General features: G+C 60.5%; 13 protein-coding genes. 12 read left to right on the top strand and 1 reads right to left on the bottom strand.

Translation table 11 applies throughout. The features are described 5' to 3' along the window. Window positions 1-32: 32 nt before the first annotated feature. From QK293_RS21020 to choV, 3 genes are all read left to right on the top strand, one after another. Window positions 33-980 (top strand): choline ABC transporter substrate-binding protein, encoded by a 948-nt coding sequence (locus QK293_RS21020; RefSeq protein ID WP_282380589.1) that lies wholly within the window; start codon window positions 33-35, stop codon window positions 978-980. A gap of 66 nt (window positions 981-1046) precedes the next feature. Beyond that, window positions 1047-1892: a choline ABC transporter permease subunit gene (gene choW / locus QK293_RS21025; protein WP_282380591.1), complete on the top strand. Its 846-nt coding sequence runs from the start codon at window positions 1047-1049 to the stop codon at window positions 1890-1892. Beyond that, window positions 1889-3067: a choline ABC transporter ATP-binding protein gene (choV, locus tag QK293_RS21030; protein ID WP_282380593.1), complete on the top strand. Its 1179-nt coding sequence runs from the start codon at window positions 1889-1891 to the stop codon at window positions 3065-3067. The genes choW and choV overlap by 4 nt, the downstream gene beginning before the upstream one ends. A gap of 193 nt (window positions 3068-3260) precedes the next feature. Here the strand turns inward: choV and QK293_RS21035 are convergent, their stop codons facing one another. Further along, window positions 3261-5210: a BCCT family transporter gene (locus QK293_RS21035; protein ID WP_282380656.1), complete on the bottom strand. Its 1950-nt coding sequence runs from the start codon at window positions 5208-5210 to the stop codon at window positions 3261-3263. Window positions 5211-5589: 379 nt separating this feature from the next. Between QK293_RS21035 and betI the strand changes: the two genes are divergently transcribed. The 9 genes from betI (at window position 5590) to yccS (ending at window position 19423) form a co-directional block, all read left to right on the top strand. Beyond that, the gene (gene betI / locus QK293_RS21040; RefSeq protein ID WP_282380595.1) at window positions 5590-6183 is read left to right on the top strand and encodes a transcriptional regulator BetI; all 594 of its coding nucleotides are present in this window, start codon (window positions 5590-5592) and stop codon (window positions 6181-6183) included. A gap of 107 nt (window positions 6184-6290) precedes the next feature. Continuing rightward, complete coding sequence (gene betB, locus QK293_RS21045; RefSeq protein ID WP_282380597.1) at window positions 6291-7763, top strand: betaine-aldehyde dehydrogenase; 1473 nt, start codon at window positions 6291-6293, stop codon at window positions 7761-7763. Between the two features lie 155 nt (window positions 7764-7918). Beyond that, the gene (gene betA / locus QK293_RS21050; RefSeq protein ID WP_282380599.1) at window positions 7919-9622 is read left to right on the top strand and encodes a choline dehydrogenase; all 1704 of its coding nucleotides are present in this window, start codon (window positions 7919-7921) and stop codon (window positions 9620-9622) included. Window positions 9623-9878: 256 nt separating this feature from the next. After that, complete coding sequence (locus tag QK293_RS21055) at window positions 9879-11321, top strand: TldD/PmbA family protein (RefSeq protein WP_282380601.1); 1443 nt, start codon at window positions 9879-9881, stop codon at window positions 11319-11321. Further along, entirely contained in the window at window positions 11321-12658 is a 1338-nt protein-coding gene (locus QK293_RS21060; RefSeq protein WP_282380603.1) for a TldD/PmbA family protein, read from the top strand. The genes QK293_RS21055 and QK293_RS21060 overlap by 1 nt, the downstream gene beginning before the upstream one ends. A gap of 188 nt (window positions 12659-12846) precedes the next feature. Next, window positions 12847-14274 carry a multidrug transporter subunit MdtD gene (gene mdtD, locus QK293_RS21065; RefSeq protein WP_282380604.1) on the top strand — a complete coding sequence of 476 codons (1428 nt, stop codon included), beginning with the start codon at window positions 12847-12849 and terminating at the stop codon, window positions 14272-14274. Between the two features lie 182 nt (window positions 14275-14456). Further along, window positions 14457-15842, top strand: a complete 1386-nt coding sequence (dbpA, locus tag QK293_RS21070; RefSeq protein ID WP_282380605.1) for an ATP-dependent RNA helicase DbpA — start codon at window positions 14457-14459, stop codon at window positions 15840-15842. A gap of 132 nt (window positions 15843-15974) precedes the next feature. Continuing rightward, on the top strand, window positions 15975-17153 hold the full coding sequence (locus QK293_RS21075; RefSeq protein ID WP_282380606.1) for an NAD(P)/FAD-dependent oxidoreductase: 1179 nt from the start codon (window positions 15975-15977) through the stop codon (window positions 17151-17153). Window positions 17154-17239: 86 nt separating this feature from the next. Continuing rightward, window positions 17240-19423, top strand: a complete 2184-nt coding sequence (yccS, locus tag QK293_RS21080; protein WP_282380608.1) for a YccS family putative transporter — start codon at window positions 17240-17242, stop codon at window positions 19421-19423. Window positions 19424-19433: the final 10 nt, after the last annotated feature.

A 19433-nucleotide genomic window follows, 5' to 3' on the forward strand; every position in this document is an offset into this window, starting at 1 on the left:
CACTGCCAAAAAAAACACCAAGGAGTCCATCCATGAAAGGTTCCCCGTCGTTGTTGTTGGCCGCCATGCTGAGTCTGCCGTTTCTGGCTCAAGCCGCCGAACCGGCTCAATGCAGCACCGTAAATTTCTCCGATGTCGGCTGGACTGACATTACCGTCACCACCGCCACCACCAGCGTCGTCCTCGATGCCCTCGGCTACAAGACCAAAACCACGATGATTTCCGTACCGGTGACCTACAAGTCCCTGGCCGACGGCAAGAACATGGACGTATTCCTGGGCAACTGGATGCCGACCATGGAAAACGACATCAAGGCCTACCGCGATGCCGGCACCGTGGACACCCTGCGTGCCAACCTGGAAAACGCAAAATACACACTCGCCGTCCCGGAAGAGTTGTATAACAAAGGTCTGAAAGATTTCGCCGACATCGCCAAGTTCAAGAAAGAACTCGACGGCAAGATCTATGGCATTGAACCAGGCAACGACGGCAACCGCCTGATCCAGAGCATGATCGACAAGAACGCCTTCGGCTTGAAAGACGCCGGCTTCAAGGTGGTCGAGTCCAGCGAGGCAGGCATGCTCTCGCAAGTCGATCGCGCCCAGCGCCGCAACACCGCCGTGGTGTTCCTGGGCTGGGAACCGCACCCGATGAACACGCGTTTCAAGATGAAGTACTTGACCGGCGGCGACGAGTATTTCGGCCCGAACTTCGGCCAGGCAACCATCTACACCAACACCCGCAAGGGCTATGCGCAGGAATGCAGCAACGTGGGTCAGCTGTTGAAAAACCTGCAGTTCACTCTGGACATGGAAAGCACCCTGATGGGCAACGTCCTGGACGACAAAATGAAGCCTGACGCGGCCGCCAAAGCCTGGCTGAAAAAGAATCCACAGGTCCTCGATACCTGGCTCGCTGGCGTGACCACCATTGACGGTAAACCAGGCCTGGAGGCCGTGAAAGCCAAGCTCGCGCAGTAATCGCTTACGCCGGGCGATCCAGGTCGCCCGGGCTGTTAATTTCCTTGCATGCGGACGTTCACTACCATGCTGATTGATCAGAAAATACCTTTAGGCCAGTACATCGCGGGCTTCGTTGAATGGTTGACGCAACACGGCGCCAACACCTTCGACGCAATCGCCGTGTCACTGGAAACGATGATCCACGGCGTGACTTTTGCGCTGACCTGGTTCAACCCGCTGGCATTGATCGGCCTCATCGCGCTACTGGCACACTTCATTCAACGAAAGTGGGGACTGACCGTTTTTGTCATCGCCTCCTTCCTGCTGATCCTCAATCTGGGGTACTGGCAGGAAACCATGGAAACCCTCGCCCAGGTGTTGTTCGCCACCCTGGTCTGCGTGGTCATCGGCGTGCCGTTGGGCATCGTCGCCGCGCATAAACCGATGTTTTACACACTGATGCGTCCGGTGCTCGATCTGATGCAGACCGTGCCGACCTTCGTGTACCTCATTCCTACCCTGACCCTCTTCGGTCTGGGTGTGGTCCCGGGTCTGATTTCTACGGTGGTGTTCGCAATTGCCGCGCCTATCCGCCTGACCTACCTGGGTATCCGTGATGTTCCCGCAGAATTGATGGACGCCGGCAAAGCCTTCGGCTGCTCGCGCCGTCAACTGCTCGCACGCATCGAACTGCCCTACGCTATGCCAAGCATCGCTGCCGGTATCACCCAGTGCATCATGCTGTCGTTGTCGATGGTGGTGATCGCGGCACTGGTGGGCGCCGACGGCCTGGGCAAACCCGTGGTCAACGCACTGAACACTGCTGATATCGCCCTGGGCTTCGAAGCGGGCCTGGCGATCGTACTGCTGGCGATCATGCTCGACCGTATCTGCAAACAACCCGAAGCCAAAGTAGGGGGTGACGCATGAGCATTATTCGCTTCGAAGACGTCGACGTAATCTTCTCCAAAGACCCGCGCGAGGCCTTGAAACTCCTCGATCAGGGCATGACCCGCGACCAGATCCTGAAAAAGACCGGGCAGATTGTCGGCGTCGAAAAGGCCAGCCTGGATGTCGAAAAGGGGGAAATCTGCGTACTGATGGGCCTGTCCGGCTCCGGCAAGTCCAGCTTGCTGCGCTGCATCAACGGTCTCAACACCGTCAGCCGCGGCAAATTGTTCGTCGAGCACGAAGGCAAGCAGATCGACATCGCTTCCTGCACCCCGGCGGAACTGAAAATGATGCGCACCCAGCGCATTGCGATGGTGTTCCAGAAGTTCGCCCTGATGCCTTGGCTGACCGTTCGCGAGAACATCAGCTTCGGTCTGGAAATGCAGGGACGACCGGAGAAGGAACGGAAAAAACTGGTCGATGAAAAACTTGAGCTGGTGGGCCTGACCCAGTGGCGTAACAAGAAGCCGGATGAGCTCTCCGGTGGTATGCAGCAACGTGTGGGCCTGGCCCGCGCGCTCGCGATGGATGCCGACATTCTGCTGATGGACGAACCGTTCTCGGCCCTCGACCCGCTGATCCGTCAGGGCCTGCAAGACGAACTGCTGGAGCTGCAAAGCAAGCTGAACAAAACCATCGTGTTCGTGAGCCATGACCTCGATGAAGCACTGAAGCTGGGCAGCCGTATCGCGATCATGAAAGACGGTCGGATCGTCCAGTACAGCAAGCCGGAAGAGATCGTATTGAACCCTGCGGACGACTATGTGCGGACCTTCGTCGCCCATACCAACCCGCTGAACGTGTTGTGCGGTCGCAGCCTGATGCGCACCCTGGACAACTGCAAACGCATCAACGGTTCGGTATGCCTCGATCCGGGCGGCGACTCCTGGCTGGACCTGGCCGAAGGCAACACCATCAAAGGCGCACGCCAGAACGGCGCGAGCCTGGACCTGCAGAACTGGATTCCAGGGCAAGCGGTTGAAGGCTTGGGTCGTCGACCAACGCTGGTGGATTCGAGTATCGGCATGCGCGACGCGCTGCAGATTCGATATCAGACGGGTAATAAGCTGGTGCTGCACGACAACAACAAGGTTGTCGGGATTCTGGGTGACAGCGAGCTGTATCACGCGCTGCTCGGCAAGAACCTGGGGTAGGCAGCAGACACAAAAACGCCGCGAGAGGATCGCGGCGTTTTTGTTTACGGGATATCGAGTCAAACAGTATTGCGGCTGATGGCCCCTTCGCGGGCAAGCCTCGCTCCTACAAGTTCAACGGAAATCCTGTAGGAGCGAGGCTTGCCCGCGAAGGATGCGACGCGGTGCATCTGATGCACCGCGCCCTTCAACATTAGCTATAGACCCGGCCAAGGAGCTGCCGATGGCTTTCAAACTGATCGAGCACGTCACGGGTGATCTGATCTTGAGTGAAGCCCATCAAGTCGTAGTCCTGGCTGCCATTGTGCAAATAAACCTCGGCGCGGTAGTAACGTGCGCGCGGTTCATCAGCACTCTCAGCCGAAACCGTGTCGCTCGCCGCTGCCAGATAGCCGTCCAGGCTCACTTCGTAGACAAAAGGGTTGCCCTCTTCCCTCTCGATCCGCAGGCCCATGCAACGCTTGGCCTTGCCCAGCAACGTTTGCACATCCAGGCCTTGAGTACGCAGTTGCACCGCAGCCTCTTCCAGCGCCGGGCTCACTTGCTTGTCCATGAAACGCTGAACGATCGACTGATTCGGCTGCAAGTCCAGCTGAGTCAAACGCTCGCTGAAACCACGACGACCGCGCGCTGCGAGCTCCGCTTGCTCCTGTTCGATCTGCACGTCCTGGCGCATGGCCTTGTGCAAGCCGAACATGAAGAACACCAGCACCACCGAGAACGGCAGACCGGCCAGCACCACCATGGTTTGCATGGCTTCGAAGTTACCGGCAAACAGCAGGCCGATGGTCACCAGGGTAATCACCGCCGACCAGAAGATCCGCAGCCAGTGCGGCGCATCTTCGTCAACGTTGCCGCCCTTGCACGAAAGGTTGGCCATCATCACCGCGCCGGAATCAGCCGGGGTCAGGAACAACACGAAACCGACGAAGATCGACACGCCAATCACGATTTTCGACGCCGGGTAATGCTCCAGCAACTGATAGATCGCCATGGACGGCTGTTCCAGCGCCGTCTTCCCGAGCTCCACCGCTCCGTGGTTCATCACCAGGTCCAGGGCAGAGTTACCGAAGATCGACAGCCACGCCAGGGTGAAACCCAGCGGGATCAGCAGCACACCGGCCACCAGTTCACGCACCGTGCGACCACGGGAAATACGCGCGATGAACATGCCGACGAAGGGGGCCCAGGAAATCCACCAGGCCCAGTAGAACAGGGTCCACAGGCCCAACCAGCGGTCGGATTTCTCACTGTCGCCTTCGTACACATAGAGGTCGAACGTTTTCAGCACCACGCTGTTCAGGTAGTCGCCGACGTTTTGCACGAAGCCGTTGAGCAGGTGCAGGGTCGGGCCGAACAGCAGCACGAAAATCAGCAGACCGCTGAACAGCACAATGTTCAGGTTGGACAGACGGCGAATACCGTTTTCCACGCCGGACACGGCAGCGATGGTCGCCACGGTGCTCATCACGATGATCACGATCAGCAGGTTGGTGTTGTTGTGCTCCATGCCGAACAGGTTTTCAAGGCCCGACGACACTTGCAGCGAACCAATCCCCAGGTTCGTCACCAGCCCCAGCAGGGTCACGAACATGCCAAAGCCGTCCACCGCATGCCCGGCCGCGCCTTTGACCCAACGCTCGCCGACCAACGGATACAGCGCCGAACGCAATGCCAGCGGCTGGTTATGGCGATACGCAAAGTACGCCACGGCCAGGCCGACCAATGCATAAATCGCCCAGCCATGCAGGCCCCAGTGCAGGAACGTCAGCTGAACCGCCTGACGTGCAGCAAGGTTGCTGCCGGCCACGCCTTCCGGCGGATTGAAGTAGTGGTCCAGCGGCTCGGAAGCACCGAAGTACAACAGCGAGATGCCGATACCCGACGAGAATAGCATCCCCGCCCAGGCGCCATAGCTGAAGTCTGGGGTGTCGTCCTTACTGCCCAGCTTGAGTTTGCCGTAGGACGAAAACGCCAGGCCGAGCACGAAGACCAGGTAAGCGGCGATCACCACCATGTAGTACCAGCCGAAGCTGCGGGACAACCAGGCTTGGGCGATGCCGAGCAATCTGCCGGCCTCTTGCGGGGCAATGATCAGAATGGCGGTCAACAACAGGATCAACGCGGTAGAGGTGTAGAACACCCAACCGTTGACCGTCACCTTCTCGGGTGGGGTCTTTATAAGAGAGGCAGAACTCATGGCACAGATGCTCCGGGCAGTGCGGGAGAAGAACACAAGGCAACGCGGTACCCGACTAATCGGTTAGTTGGCAGCCGACCGGCGGGTGATATAAAGACACCCCGAAAAAAGCCCGAAGCCCGGGAGCGCCAGTGCGCAAGGGTTTCGAGCGTTTTCGGATGTCGTTTTTCGCCAACTACGTTTAGGAAAAACCTGTTAGGTAGCGACGATTTGTCGCAGATCTTATTCTTTGTTGATTGAACGTTCAATCAAAACAAAATAGACTGGCCCTCAATCCGATAGACGTTTTACGTCCGCCGGAAGGCCTAAGGAGATGTGCAAGATGCCCAAGGTCGGTATGCAACCCATCCGCCGCCAGCAGTTGATCGAAGCCACATTGCAGGCCGTCGATCAGGTCGGAATGGGGGACGCCAGCATTGCGCTGATCGCCCGTTTGGCCGGTGTCTCAAATGGCATCATCAGTCACTATTTTCAGGACAAAAACGGCCTGATCGCTGCCACGGCGCAGTACCTGATGAGCGTGCTCAGCGAGAACGTCACCGCGCGCCGTCAGGCGCTGGCAGATGACAGCCCACGGGCGCATCTGCAGGTGATCATCGAAGGCAACTTCGACGCCAGCCAGGTCAATGGCCCGGCAATGAAAACCTGGCTGGCCTTCTGGGCCACCAGCATGCACCACCCGTCATTGCACAGGTTGCAGCGGATTAACGATCACCGCCTGTATTCCAACCTGTGCTGCCAGTTCCGCCGTGTGTTGCCGCTCGATCAAGCGCGCAGCGCCGCCCGCGGCCTGGCGGCCCTCATTGACGGCTTGTGGTTGCGCGGCGCGCTGTCGGGAGATGCTTTCGACACCGGGCAAGCGCACCAGATCGCTTACGAATACATGGATTTCCAACTGGCCAAGCAGGTGAGTTAGAGCACACAGAACCGCTCAGCACCTGAACTGCCACTGACCAGCGTTGCCCAAGCTATAAGGCACGCCCAGTGGTCAACGCCAACCACTTATGCACTTGCGAGGACACTATGGCCCGTTTCGAACTGCAAAAACTCTACATCGATGGCGGCTACTCCGACGCCAGCAGCGACGCCACCTTCGAAGCCATCAACCCGGCTAACGGTGAAGTCCTCGCAACCGTACAGCGTGCGACCAAGGAAGACGTTGAGCGTGCTGTGGTCAGCGCTGAAAAGGGCCAGAAAATCTGGGCCGCGATGACCGCCATGGAGCGTTCGCGCATCCTGCGTCGTGCCGTGGACATCTTGCGCGAGCGCAACGATGAACTGGCTGCCCTGGAAACCCTGGACACCGGCAAGTCGTACTCCGAAACCCGTTACGTCGACATCGTTACCGGCGCTGACGTGCTGGAGTACTACGCAGGTCTGGTTCCGGCTATCGAAGGCGAGCAGATTCCGTTGCGCACCACTTCGTTCGTCTACACACGTCGCGAGCCGCTGGGTGTTGTGGCCGGTATCGGCGCGTGGAACTACCCGATCCAGATCGCCCTGTGGAAATCCGCACCAGCCCTGGCGGCCGGTAACGCGATGATCTTCAAGCCAAGCGAAGTCACGTCCCTGACCACGCTGAAACTGGCCGAGATCTACACCGAAGCCGGCGTTCCGGCTGGCGTGTTCAACGTGCTGACCGGTAGCGGCCGTGAAGTCGGCACTTGGTTGACCGAGCACCCACGCATCGAAAAAATCTCCTTCACCGGCGGCACCGACACTGGCAAGAAAGTGATGGCCAGCGCTTCCGCGTCTTCGCTGAAAGACGTGACCATGGAGTTGGGCGGCAAATCCCCGCTGATCATTTTCGACGACGCCGACCTCGATCGCGCCGCCGACACCGCGATGATGGCCAACTTCTACAGCTCCGGTCAGGTCTGCACCAACGGCACTCGCGTGTTCGTACCGACTCATCTGAAAGCCGCTTTCGAAGCCAAGATCGCTGAGCGTGTTGCGCGCATCCGCATCGGCAACCCAGAAGACGAAAACACCAATTTCGGCCCGCTGGTCAGCTTCGCCCACATGGAAAGCGTGCTGGGTTACATCGCCAAAGGTAAGGAAGAAGGCGCTCGCGTCCTGTGCGGCGGTACTCGCCTGACCGACGGCGACTTCGCCAAAGGCGCATTCGTGGCACCGACCGTGTTCACCGACTGCACCGACGAGATGACCATCGTTCGCGAGGAAATCTTCGGCCCGGTGATGAGCATCCTGACCTACGACACCGAAGAAGAAGTGATCCGTCGTGCCAACGACACCGACTTCGGCCTGGCGGCTGGCATCGTCACCAAAGACCTGAACCGCGCTCACCGCGTGATTCACCAACTGGAAGCCGGTATCTGCTGGATCAACGCCTGGGGCGAGTCCGACGCCAAAATGCCGGTCGGCGGCTACAAGCAGTCGGGCGTGGGCCGTGAGAACGGCATCAGCTCGCTGAACAACTTCACACGCATCAAATCGGTACAGGTCGAACTGGGCGATTACGCCTCGGTGTTCTAAACCCCGGCTGAAAACCCTGTAGCAGCTGCCGAGGTACGAGGCTGCGTTGCGTGTCCGCAGGACCGCCCTCAGAGGGCCGCTGCGCGACCCAACGCAGCCTCGTGCCTCGACAGCTGCTACAGGCGACCTGACCAACTTCAAAGAGGGTGCATTTAATGTCCCAAGAATTCGATTACATCATCATCGGTGCCGGCTCGGCCGGTAACACCCTGGCGACCCGTCTGACTGAAGACGAAGGCGTCACCGTTCTGCTGCTCGAAGCCGGCGGCCCGGACTACCGCTTGGACTTCCGCACGCAAATGCCGGCCGCCCTGGCGTTTCCGCTGCAAGGTCGTCGCTACAACTGGGGCTACGAAACCGATCCAGAGCCACACATGGACGGTCGCCGGATGGAATGCGGTCGCGGCAAGGGCCTGGGTGGTTCTTCGCTGATCAACGGCATGTGCTACATCCGCGGCAACGCGATGGATTACGACAACTGGTCGAAACTGCCAGGTCTGGAAGACTGGGACTACCTGAACTGCCTGCCGTACTTCCGCAAGGCTGAAACCCGTGACATCGGCGCGAACGATTACCACGGTAGCGACGGCCCGGTCAGCGTGACCACGCCGAAAGCCGGCAACAACCCGCTGTTCCACGCGATGGTTGAAGCCGGCGTGCAAGCCGGTTACCCGCGTACCGAAGACCTCAACGGTTATCAGCAGGAAGGTTTCGGCCCGATGGACCGCACCGTGACGCCGAACGGTCGTCGCGCCAGCACCGCTCGCGGTTACCTGGACATCGCCAAGAAGCGCTCGACCCTGACCATCGTCACCCACGCCCTGACCGACAAGATCCTGTTCGAAGGCAAGCGTGCAGTCGGCGTGCGTTACTTGATCGGCTCCGCTGAAGAGCGCGTTGAAGCCCGCGCCCGCAAAGAAGTGCTGCTGTGCTCCGGCGCCATCGCGTCGCCGCAGATTCTGCAACGTTCCGGTGTCGGCCCTGCCGAACTGCTGAACACGCTCGACATTCCGGTGGTCCACGACCTGCCAGGCGTCGGCGAAAACCTGCAGGATCACCTCGAGTTGTACCTGCAATACGCCTGCACCCAACCGGTTTCGCTGTACCCGTCGCTGCTTTGGTACAACCAGCCGGCCATCGGTGCCGAGTGGCTGTTCAACGGCACCGGCATCGGCGCCAGCAACCAGTTCGAAGCTGGCGGTTTCATCCGTACACGCGAAGAATTCGATTGGCCGAACATTCAGTACCACTTCCTGCCGGTCGCGATTAACTACAACGGCAGCAACGGCGTGAAAGAGCACGGTTTCCAGGCGCACATGGGTTCCATGCGTTCGCCGAGCCGTGGTCGCATTCAGGCCAAGTCCAAGGATCCGCGCGAGTACCCGAGCATCCTGTTCAACTACATGGCCACCGAGCAGGACTGGCAGGAATTTCGTGACGGCATCCGCCTGACCCGTGAAATCATGCAACAGCCTGCGCTGGACGCTTTCCGTGGCCGCGAAATCAGCCCCGGCATCGACGTGCAAACCGATGAGCAGCTGGACAAGTTCATCCGCGAACACGCCGAAACCGCGTTCCACCCGTCCTGCTCGTGCAAGATGGGCACCGACGAAATGGCGGTGGTTGATGCCGAAGGTCGTGTGCATGGCATGCAAGCCCTGCGCGTGGTCGACGCCTCGATCATGCCCATCATCACCACCGGCAACCTGAACGCGCCAACGATCATGATCGCCGAGAAAATCGCCGACAAGATCCGTGGTCGCCAGTCATTGCCGCGCAGCACCGCCGACTACTTCGTGGCCGGTAATGCACCGGTGCGTGGCAAGCCGTTGCGGGATGTGAGCCTTACTGCTCAGTAAGACGTAATACCGAGGTGCGCCCTTCGCGGGCAAGCCTCGCTCCTACATGGGATCGTGTTTCCTTGTAGGAGCGAGGCTTGCCCGCGAAGGGGTCCTCCCAACCAACACACAACCTCCTGATACACCCTGGTAATCCATTCCTACACCGCTCCGCCCTTGATCCTACCCCCCGCTCAGGCCTAATCTAGCGCCACGCAAACGTTTCACCCCCTCGCAACATCGATACACCGCCACTCCATACCAAGGAGGTTCCCGAATGTTCGATTTCCACCCCCAGCTCAAGCAGCGCTTCGCTGCCTTGCGCACGGGCGCTGAATTCTTTTCGCTGCGTTATGTGCGCGAGTCCGGTCAATACCTGTCGGTGCGCAAGAATGTCGCCGAACCTCCGAGCCTGAGCCATGACGAAGGCGCGATGCTGACCGTTCGAGTCAACGGCGTCGAAGCCTACGCCGCGACCAACGACCTGTCCCAATCAGGCCTGCAAGCCGCGCTGGAGAGAGCCGAGCAACAAGCCCGTCGACTCAAGCCCCACGCCTTGCTCGACCTGCGCGAGCAAGGCGTCTCCAGCGACCGCGCCGACTACTTTTCACCGAATCTGAACCAGCCCTTCCCATCCCTGAGCGACTGCTACCAACTGCTCGGCGCCGAATCCGCCGCCGTGCCCAAGGACGAGCGATTGGTGAACTGGCAGGTGAGCATCGGCATCACCCACGTCGAGCAGATCTACCTCAGCAGCGCCGGCGCCGAACTGCGTCAGGCCCAGCGTTTCGTCTACCCAAGCCTGGAAGTCACCGCCTACAACGGTAGCGACAGCCAGACCCGCACCCTTGGCCGCGAGAACTTTGGCCAACAGGGTGGCTTCGATGTCATCAGCCGCTGCGGCCTGGTCGGCGCCGGCCCGAAAGTCGCCGATCAGGCGTTGCAATTGCTGCTGGCACCGAACACCCCGCAAGGCGCACGCGACCTGCTGCTGATGCCGGACCAGATGATGCTGCAGATCCACGAATCCATCGGCCACCCACTGGAGCTGGACCGAATCCTGGGCGACGAACGCAATTATGCCGGCACCAGTTTCGTCAAGGCAGAAGACTTCGGCCATCTGCAGTACGGCTCCAAATTGCTCAACGTGACCTTCGACCCGGACATCCCCGAGCAGCTCGCCAGTTACGGCCATGACGACGACGGCACTGCCGCGAGCAAACAGTTTCTGATTAAAGAAGGTTTGCTGCTGCGCCCACTGGGTGGTGCGTTGTCGCAATTCCGTGCCGGCATGGACGGTGTCGCCAACAGCCGCGCCTGCGGCTGGAACCGCCCGCCAATCGACCGCATGGCCAACCTGAACATCGAGCCCGGCGATCAGCCACTGGAACAGCTGATCGGCAACATCGAGCACGGCATCATGATGTCGACCAATCGTTCGTGGTCCATCGACGATGCGCGCAACAAATTCCAGTTCGGCTGCGAATGGGCTCAGTTGATCGAAAACGGCGAGCTCAAAGGTGTAGTGAAAAACCCGAACTACCGGGCGATTTCCGCACAGTTCTGGAAAAGCCTCAGCGCCGTCGGTGACGCCAGCTCCTTGAAGGTTCTGGGTACGCCGAACTGCGGCAAGGGCGAACCGAATCAGGTCATTCGCGTCGGCCATGCCTCGCCGGCCTGTGTGTTCAGCAACGTAGATGTATTTGGGGGAGACGCCTGATGAGCACTTCAAAAAATCAGGCCGAGTCGTTCAAGGCTTTGGTCAACTGGCTGCGCGATGCGATTCGCGAGCCGGAACAATTCACCCTCAGCTACGCCGCCGAATCGTCGGCCTTCGTGCGCTTCAACCACGCCAAGGTTCGTCAGGCCGGTCAGGTGCAGCAGGCGAGTGTCGGTTTCAAACTGATCAACGAGGGTCGCCACGCCGACCTGAACATCACCCTTTCCGGTGATGCCGAAGTCGATGTTCAGCGCCTCGCCGAAGGTCTGCAACAGTTGCGCGAAACCTTGCCGTTGTTGCCGCAGGACCCGTATCTGCTGCTCAACCACAACGACTGGCAGAGCAAGAACGTGCAGGAACATCCGCTGCCGGACACCGAGCAGGTGGTGGCCGAAATCACCCAGGCCGCCGAAGGGCTGGACCTGGTGGGCTTCTATGCTGCCGGCCCGATCAGTCGCGGTTTCGCCAGCTCTTCGGGTGCGTTCGGTTGGCACCAGGCCAACAGCTTCAACTTCGACTTCAGCCTGTTCCATGACAACGGCCAGGCGGTGAAAGCCAGTTACGCCGGGCACGACTGGAACAGCGAAGGGTTTGCCAGGCGCTTTGCGCTGGCGCGCGAGCAGTTGGCGTTTCTAGGCCGACCACAACACACCCTGGCGCCGGGTCAGTACCGCGCCTATCTAGCGCCGGCCGCCCTAGGGGAAATCATGGACATGCTGGGCTGGGGTGGTTTCTCGGCGCAGTCAATTGCCAGCAAAAGCAGTCCGCTGCAGAAGCTTTACGCGGGCGACATTTCGTTCAGCCCGTTGGTGTCCGTCGATGAAAAGGTCAGCGGTTCGTTGAGCCCGGCATTCTCCGGCGAAGGGTATCCGCGCAGCGATCTTGGGTTGATCGTCAACGGCAAGGCCGGCGTGCAGATGGTCAGTTCACGCAGTGCGGCCGAGTACGGTCTGACCGCCAACGGCGCCAGCGGTGGTGAAATGCCGAGCGCAGTGAACATGGCGGCCGGTACGTTGCCTGACGCAGAGATTCTCAAGCAATTGGGCACTGGCTTGTACATCAGCAACTTGTGGTACCTGAACTACTCGGATCAGCCGGCAGCACGCCTGACCGGCATGACGCGGTTTGCGACCTTCTGGGTCGAGAACGGCGAGATTCAGGCGCCGGTGAGTACCATGCGGTTTGATGACAGTGCCTACAGTTTGCTGGGATCGCAGCTGGAAGCATTGACCGAAGAGCGCGAGTTGATGTTGTCGGCGAGCACCTACAGTCAGCGGGCCACGGCCTCGGCGTTGTTGCCAGGGGCGCTCGTCAGCCGATTGACCTTGACGCTGTAAACACCTTGTAGCAGCTGGCGAAGCCTGCGTTCGAGGACGCAGTCCTCGCCAGTTCAGCAAACTCGGCGTTACAGTCGGAACGCGGTTGCCGGTTTGCGAGGACTGCGTCCTCGAACGCAGGCTTCGCCAGCTGCTACAGGGGTTTCATCGCACTGCAGATTGTCTCATCTCCGACAACAAGAGGTCCCATGCCCAGCCGCCCGCCTCTCGACGCTGTCACCGCCCGCTGGGTGCCGTGGGTTGTCGCGATCGCTTTCTTCATGCAATCCCTCGACGGCACCATCCTCAACACCGCCCTGCCCGCCATGGCCCGGGACCTGGCCGAAGACCCGCTGCGCATGCAGGGCGTGATCATCGCCTACATGCTCACCGTCGCCTTGCTGATCCCCGCCTCGGGCTGGATTGCCGACCGCTTCGGCACCAAGAAAATCTTCTTCGGCGCGATTCTGCTGTTCAGCCTCGGCTCGTTGCTCTGCGCGTTGTCGAGCACCCTGAGCATGCTGATTGGCGCGCGGGTGATCCAGGGCCTGGGCGGTGCGTTGATGCTGCCGGTCGGGCGATTGGTGGTGCTACGCGCCTACCCGCGCTCGGATTTGGTGCGGATCATGGGCTTCATCACCATTCCCGGATTGCTCGGCCCGTTGATCGGCCCGACCATGGGCGGCTGGATGGTCGAATACCTGACCTGGCACTGGATCTTCCTGATCAACCTGCCGGTGGGCGCCGTCGGGTGCTACGCGGTGTGGAAATTCATCCCCGATCTGCGTGGCAGCGAACGCACGCGTTTCGACAGCCTGGGCTTCCTGTTGTTTGGTGCCGCAATGGTGCTGATCACCATCGCCATGGAAGGGCTCGGCGAACTGCACCTGCCGCACTTGCGCGTGATATTGCTGCTGTTCGGCGGCATGGCGTGTCTGGCGGCGTACTGGTTGCGGGCCGGGCACATCGACAATCCGCTGTTCGCGCCGTCGCTGTTCAAGACCCGGACGTTCGCCGTGGGCATCCTCGGCAACCTGTTCGCCCGACTGGGCAGCGGCGCCCTGCCGTTTCTCGTGCCGTTGCTGCTGCAAGTGGCGCTGGGTTATTCGCCGTCCCAGGCCGGGATGAGCATGCTGCCGCTGGCGGCGGCAGCGATGGTCGCCAAGTCGGTGGCCCGGCCGCTGATCGAACGTTTGGGCTATCGCATGGTGCTCACCGGCAACACGTTGGCGCTGGGGCTGATGCTGGCGAGCATGGGTCTGGTCAGCGAGCAAACGCCGTACTGGCTGCTTTTAGTGATGCTGTCGATCCTCGGCGCGATCAACTCTTTGCAGTTCACCGCAATGAACACCGTAACCTTGATCGACCTCGACGACGCCAGCGCCAGCAGCGGCAACAGCCTGCTGTCGGTGGTCGCGCAATTGTCCCTGAGCCTCGGCGTTGCCTGTGCCGGTGCGCTACTCGGTGGTTTCACTGCCGAAGTCGGAAACGATGGCGTGGACACGGTTTTGGGCGCGTTCCAATTGACGTTTGTGACGGTCGGAATCATGGCGATGCTGGCTGCAACCATCTTCTCCCAGCTTTCACCAAAGGATGGCCGACGGATGGTCAGCCGCGAACACGATATAGAGCACTGATCTGTAGCAGCTGCCGAGGCACGAGGCTGCGTTGCGTGTCCGCAGGACCGCCCCCGGGGGCCGCTTCGCAGCCCAACGCAGCCTCGTGCCTCGGCAGCTGCTACGACTATTCGTCCAGAATTTGCAGGTGGAGAGAGCGAGACTGGTACACTGCGCGACATTTTGTTTTGCAGGCCAGTCCCGTGACCACCATCGCCACCGCTTTTAATACTTTGCCGCTGTCCGCCGCCATGCTGGCTAACCTCGACTCCCTCGGTTATGCCCAGATGACGCCGATCCAGGCGCAAAGCTTGCCGGTGATCCTCAAGGGGATGGACCTGATCGCCCAAGCCAAGACCGGCAGCGGCAAGACCGCCGCCTTCGGTATCGGCCTGTTGAACCCGATCAATCCGCGCTTCTTCGGTTGCCAGGCGCTGGTCATTTGCCCGACTCGCGAGTTGGCTGACCAGGTCGCCAAGGAAATCCGTCGCCTGGCCCGCGCCGAAGACAACATCAAGGTCCTGACCCTGTGCGGCGGCGTGTCCTTCGGCCCGCAGATCGGTTCGCTGGAGCACGGCGCGCACATCATCGTCGGCACTCCGGGTCGCCTTCAGCAGCATTTGCGCAAAGGTTCGCTGGTGCTCCATGGCCTGAACACGCTGATCCTCGACGAAGCCGACCGCATGCTCGACATGGGTTTCTACGACTCCATCGAAGAAATCATTGCCCAGACCCCAGAGCGTCGCCAGACCCTGCTGTTCTCCGCCACGTACCCGACGGGTATCAAGCAGTTGGCGGCGAAATTCATGCGCACCCCTCAGATCGTGAAGGCCGAGGCGTTCCATGACGACACGCAGATCGAGCAGCGCTTCTACGAAATCTCCCCGGAAGAGCGCATGGACGCCGTGGTCAAAGTCCTCGCGCATCATCGTCCGGCGTCCACCGTGGCATTCTGCTTCACCAAGCAGCAGGTTCAGGAAACCGTCGATCACCTGACCTCCAAAGGCATCTCCGCCGTCGGCCTGCATGGCGATCTGGAACAGCGTGACCGTGACCAGGTACTGGCCATGTTCGCCAACCGCAGTACTTCGGTCCTGGTTGCCACCGACGTCGCCGCTCGCGGTCTGGACATCGATGCGCTGGACATGGTGATCAACGTCGAACTGGCCCGTGACTCGGAAATTCACATCCACCGTGTGGGCCGTACTGGCCGCGCGGGTGAGAAAGGCATTGCGATCAGCCTGGTCGCACCGTCCGAAGCGCACCGCGCCCAGGCCATCGAGCAACTGCAGAAGTCGCCGTTGAGCTGGGATCAGCTGGACAACCTCAAATCCCAGGGCGGCGCGCCGCTGCTGCCGGTGATGAGCACGCTTGTCATCGGCGCGGGCCGTAAAGACAAGGTTCGTCCGGGCGACATTCTTGGCGCACTGACTGGCGATGCGGGCATTCCGGGCGCTCAGGTTGGCAAGATCGCGATTTTCGACTTCCAGGCGTATGTGGCTGTTGAACGCGGGATCGCCAAGCAAGCCTTGCAGCGCCTGAACGACGGCAAGATCAAAGGCCGTTCGTTGCGCGTTCGCATCCTCTGACCCTGATCGTTCCCACGCTCTGCGTGGGAATGCATCCCGTGACGCTCCGCGTCACATAACGGCGGACGCAGAGCGTCCATGGCGGCATTCCCACGCAGAGCGTGGGAACGATCATTGTGTGAGGACACCGTTTTGCGCTCTACCGAAGTCGTGATCATTGGCGCTGGCGCCGCAGGTTTGATGTGTGCGCTGACCGCCGCCGGGCGCGGGCGCAAGGTGATGTTGCTCGACCATGCGAACAAGGCAGGCAAGAAAATCCTGATGTCGGGCGGTGGCCGCTGCAATTTCACCAACATGTACACCGAACCGAACAATTTCCTCTCGCAGAACGAACACTTCTGCAAATCGGCCCTGGCCCGCTACACCCAGTGGGATTTCATTGGGATGGTCGCCAAACACGGCGTGCCCTACCACGAGAAAAAACTCGGCCAATTGTTCTGCGATAACAAATCCAGCGACATCCTCGAGATGCTGCTCAACGAGTGCGATCAGGTCGGCGTCAGCCTGCACCTGGACACCTCGATCCAGCACATCGAGAAAATGGAAAGCGGCTACCTGCTGCAAACCACTCTCGACCAGATCACCTGCGAATCGTTGGTGATCGCCACGGGCGGCTTGTCGATCCCGACGCTGGGTGCGACCGGTTTCGGTTATCAAGTGGCCAGGCAGTTCGGCCACGACTTGCTGCCGACCCGCGCAGGGCTGGTGCCGTTCACCATCACCGATCAGCTCAAGGAGCTTTGCACCGAGCTGTCCGGTACATCGGTGGATTGCCTGGTGAGCTGCAACGACCAGAGTTTCCGCGAGAACATCCTGTTCACTCACCGCGGCCTCAGTGGCCCGGCGATTTTGCAGATCTCGTCGTTCTGGGAGTCCGGCGATACGGTGCAGATCAACCTGCTGCCGGATCACGACGTACCGACCTGGCTGCAACAGCAGCAGGCCGAGCGTGCGAACAGCGAGCTGAAAACCCTGCTGGGGGAAATCTTCACCAAGAAGATGGCCAACCTGCTGGCGGACAGCTGGTTCGTGTCCAAACCGATGAAGCAGTACACCCACGCGGAAATTGCCGACATCGCGGAAAAACTGGCGAGTTGGAAAGTGGTGCCGGCCGGCACCGAAGGCTACCGCACCGCCGAAGTGACTCTGGGCGGTGTAGATACGCGAGAAGTCTCGTCCAAGACCATGGAATCGCTGAAAAGCCCCGGCCTGTATTTCATTGGTGAAGTACTCGACGTCACCGGTCATCTGGGCGGCTTCAACTTCCAGTGGGCCTGGGCCTCGGGTTACGCCGCCGCGCAATTCGTCTGATCGACCGCGTTATCGTTCTTCGCGGGCCAGTCGGCGTCATTACTGACTCGATTTAGCGTCATTGCCTCGGAAGGCCTTCGCACTTCATGCCATCGACCCCGTTTAATCAGTCTCTGCGTCGCCTCTGGGCGCTGGATAAATTCAGCTACAGCGTGCGGGTGTTCATCGCGCTGACCGGCAGCATGGCGCTGTGTTGGTATAAGGATGAAATGGGGCTGCTGATCCCGCTGTTCCTCGGGATCATCGCCAGCGCCCTGGCCGAGACCGACGACAGTTGGCAGGGCCGCCTTAACGCACTGGCCGTGACGCTGGTGTGTTTCAGCGTCGCCGCCTTCTCCGTCGAATTACTGTTCCCCTACCCCATCATTTTTATCATCGCCCTGGCGCTGGCCAGTTTCGGCCTGACCATGCTCGGTGCCCTCGGCGAACGCTATGGCGCGATTGCCTCGGCGACGTTGATTCTGTCGGTCTACACCATGATCGGCGTGGACCAGCGCGGCGGCGCCGTCACCGATTTCTGGCACGAGCCGGTGCTGCTGGTGGCCGGCGCGGCCTGGTACGGTTTGCTCTCGGTGCTGTGGCAGGCGCTGTTTTCCAATCAGCCCGTGCAGCAAAGCCTGGCGCGGTTGTTCCGTGAACTGGGTTTTTACCTGAAGCTGAAATCGTCGCTGTTCGAGCCGATCCGCCAGATGGACATGGAAGCGCGTCGACTGGAACTGGCGCAGCAAAACGGTCGTGTCGTGGCAGCACTGAACGCCGCCAAAGAGATCATCCTGCATCGGGTGGGCAACGGTCGACCGGGCTCGAAACTCAGCCGATACCTGAAGTTGTACTTCCTCGCCCAGGACATCCACGAGCGCGCCAGCTCCTCGCACTACCCTTACAACGCCCTGGCCGACGCCTTCTTCCACAGCGACGTGATGTTCCGTTGTCAGCGCCTGCTGCGCCAGCAAGGCAAGGCCTGCCGGGCGCTGGCCGAGTCGATTCAGATGCGCCAGCCGTTCATCTATGACGCCAGCTTCGCCGAAACCCTGAGCGATCTGCACGCCTCCCTCGAACACCTGCGCATTCAGAGCAACCCGGCCTGGCGTGGGTTGTTGCGCTCGTTGCGGGCACTGGCGGCCAACCTCGGCACGCTCGACCGTTTGCTCAGCGACGCCAGCAACCCCGATGCCCTGGCCGACGCCACCGACAGCAGCCTGCTCGACCGTTCGCCACGCAGCCTCAAAGATGTCTGGATACGCTTGCGCACCCAGCTGACACCGACCTCGTTACTGTTCCGTCACGCCCTGCGTTTGCCCCTGGCCTTGAGCATCGGCTACGCGATGGTGCATTTGATCCACCCGTCCCAAGGTTACTGGATCATCCTCACCACGCTGTTTGTCTGCCAGCCAAACTACGGCGCCACCCGCCGCAAACTCGGCCAGCGGATCATCGGCACCGCCTTCGGCCTGACGGTGGCCTGGGCGCTGTTCGATCTGTTTCCGAATCCGTTGGTCCAGTCGTGCTTTGCGATCGCCGCCGGGGTGGTGTTCTTTATCAACCGCACCACCCGCTACACCTTGGCCACAGCCGCGATCACCTTGATGGTGCTGTTCTGCTTCAACCAGGTCGGGGATGGTTACGGGCTGCTCCTGCCGCGGCTGTTCGATACCTTGCTCGGCAGCCTGATCGCCGGGCTGGCGGTATTCTTGTTCCTGCCGGACTGGCAAGGCCGACGCCTGAATAAAGTGCTGGCCAACACGCTGACCTGCAACAGCATTTACCTGCATCAGATCATGCAGCAATACGCCGCCGGCAAAAGCGATGACCTGGCTTATCGCCTGGCCCGCCGCAACGCGCACAACGCTGATGCGGCCCTATCGACGACGCTCGCCAACATGCTGATGGAACCGGGGCATTTCCGTAAGGAAGCGGATGTCGGTTTTCGCTTCCTGGTGCTGTCGCACACCTTGCTCAGTTACTTGTCCGGACTGGGCGCACACCGGGAAACCCAGCTACCGCCGGACGTACACGAGCAGTTGATCGACGGTGCAGGCGTGAAACTGGCCGCCAGCCTCGATGAAATTGCCCAAGGCCTGGCGAGCAAACTGCCGATTGCGATTCAAAGCGATGAGGAAGAGGCACTGGCCAATACGCTTGAGCAGATGCCGGATGAGATCGATGAAGGGCAACGATTGGTGCAGACGCAGTTGGCGTTGATCTGCCGACAGCTTGGGCCATTGCGGACGCTGGCAACGCACCTCCTCAAGGAAACGAGTGCGAATTGAGCGTGGGCCC

This window comes from Pseudomonas sp. AL03 (genome assembly GCF_029960815.1).
GTDB lineage: Bacteria > Pseudomonadota > Gammaproteobacteria > Pseudomonadales > Pseudomonadaceae > Aquipseudomonas.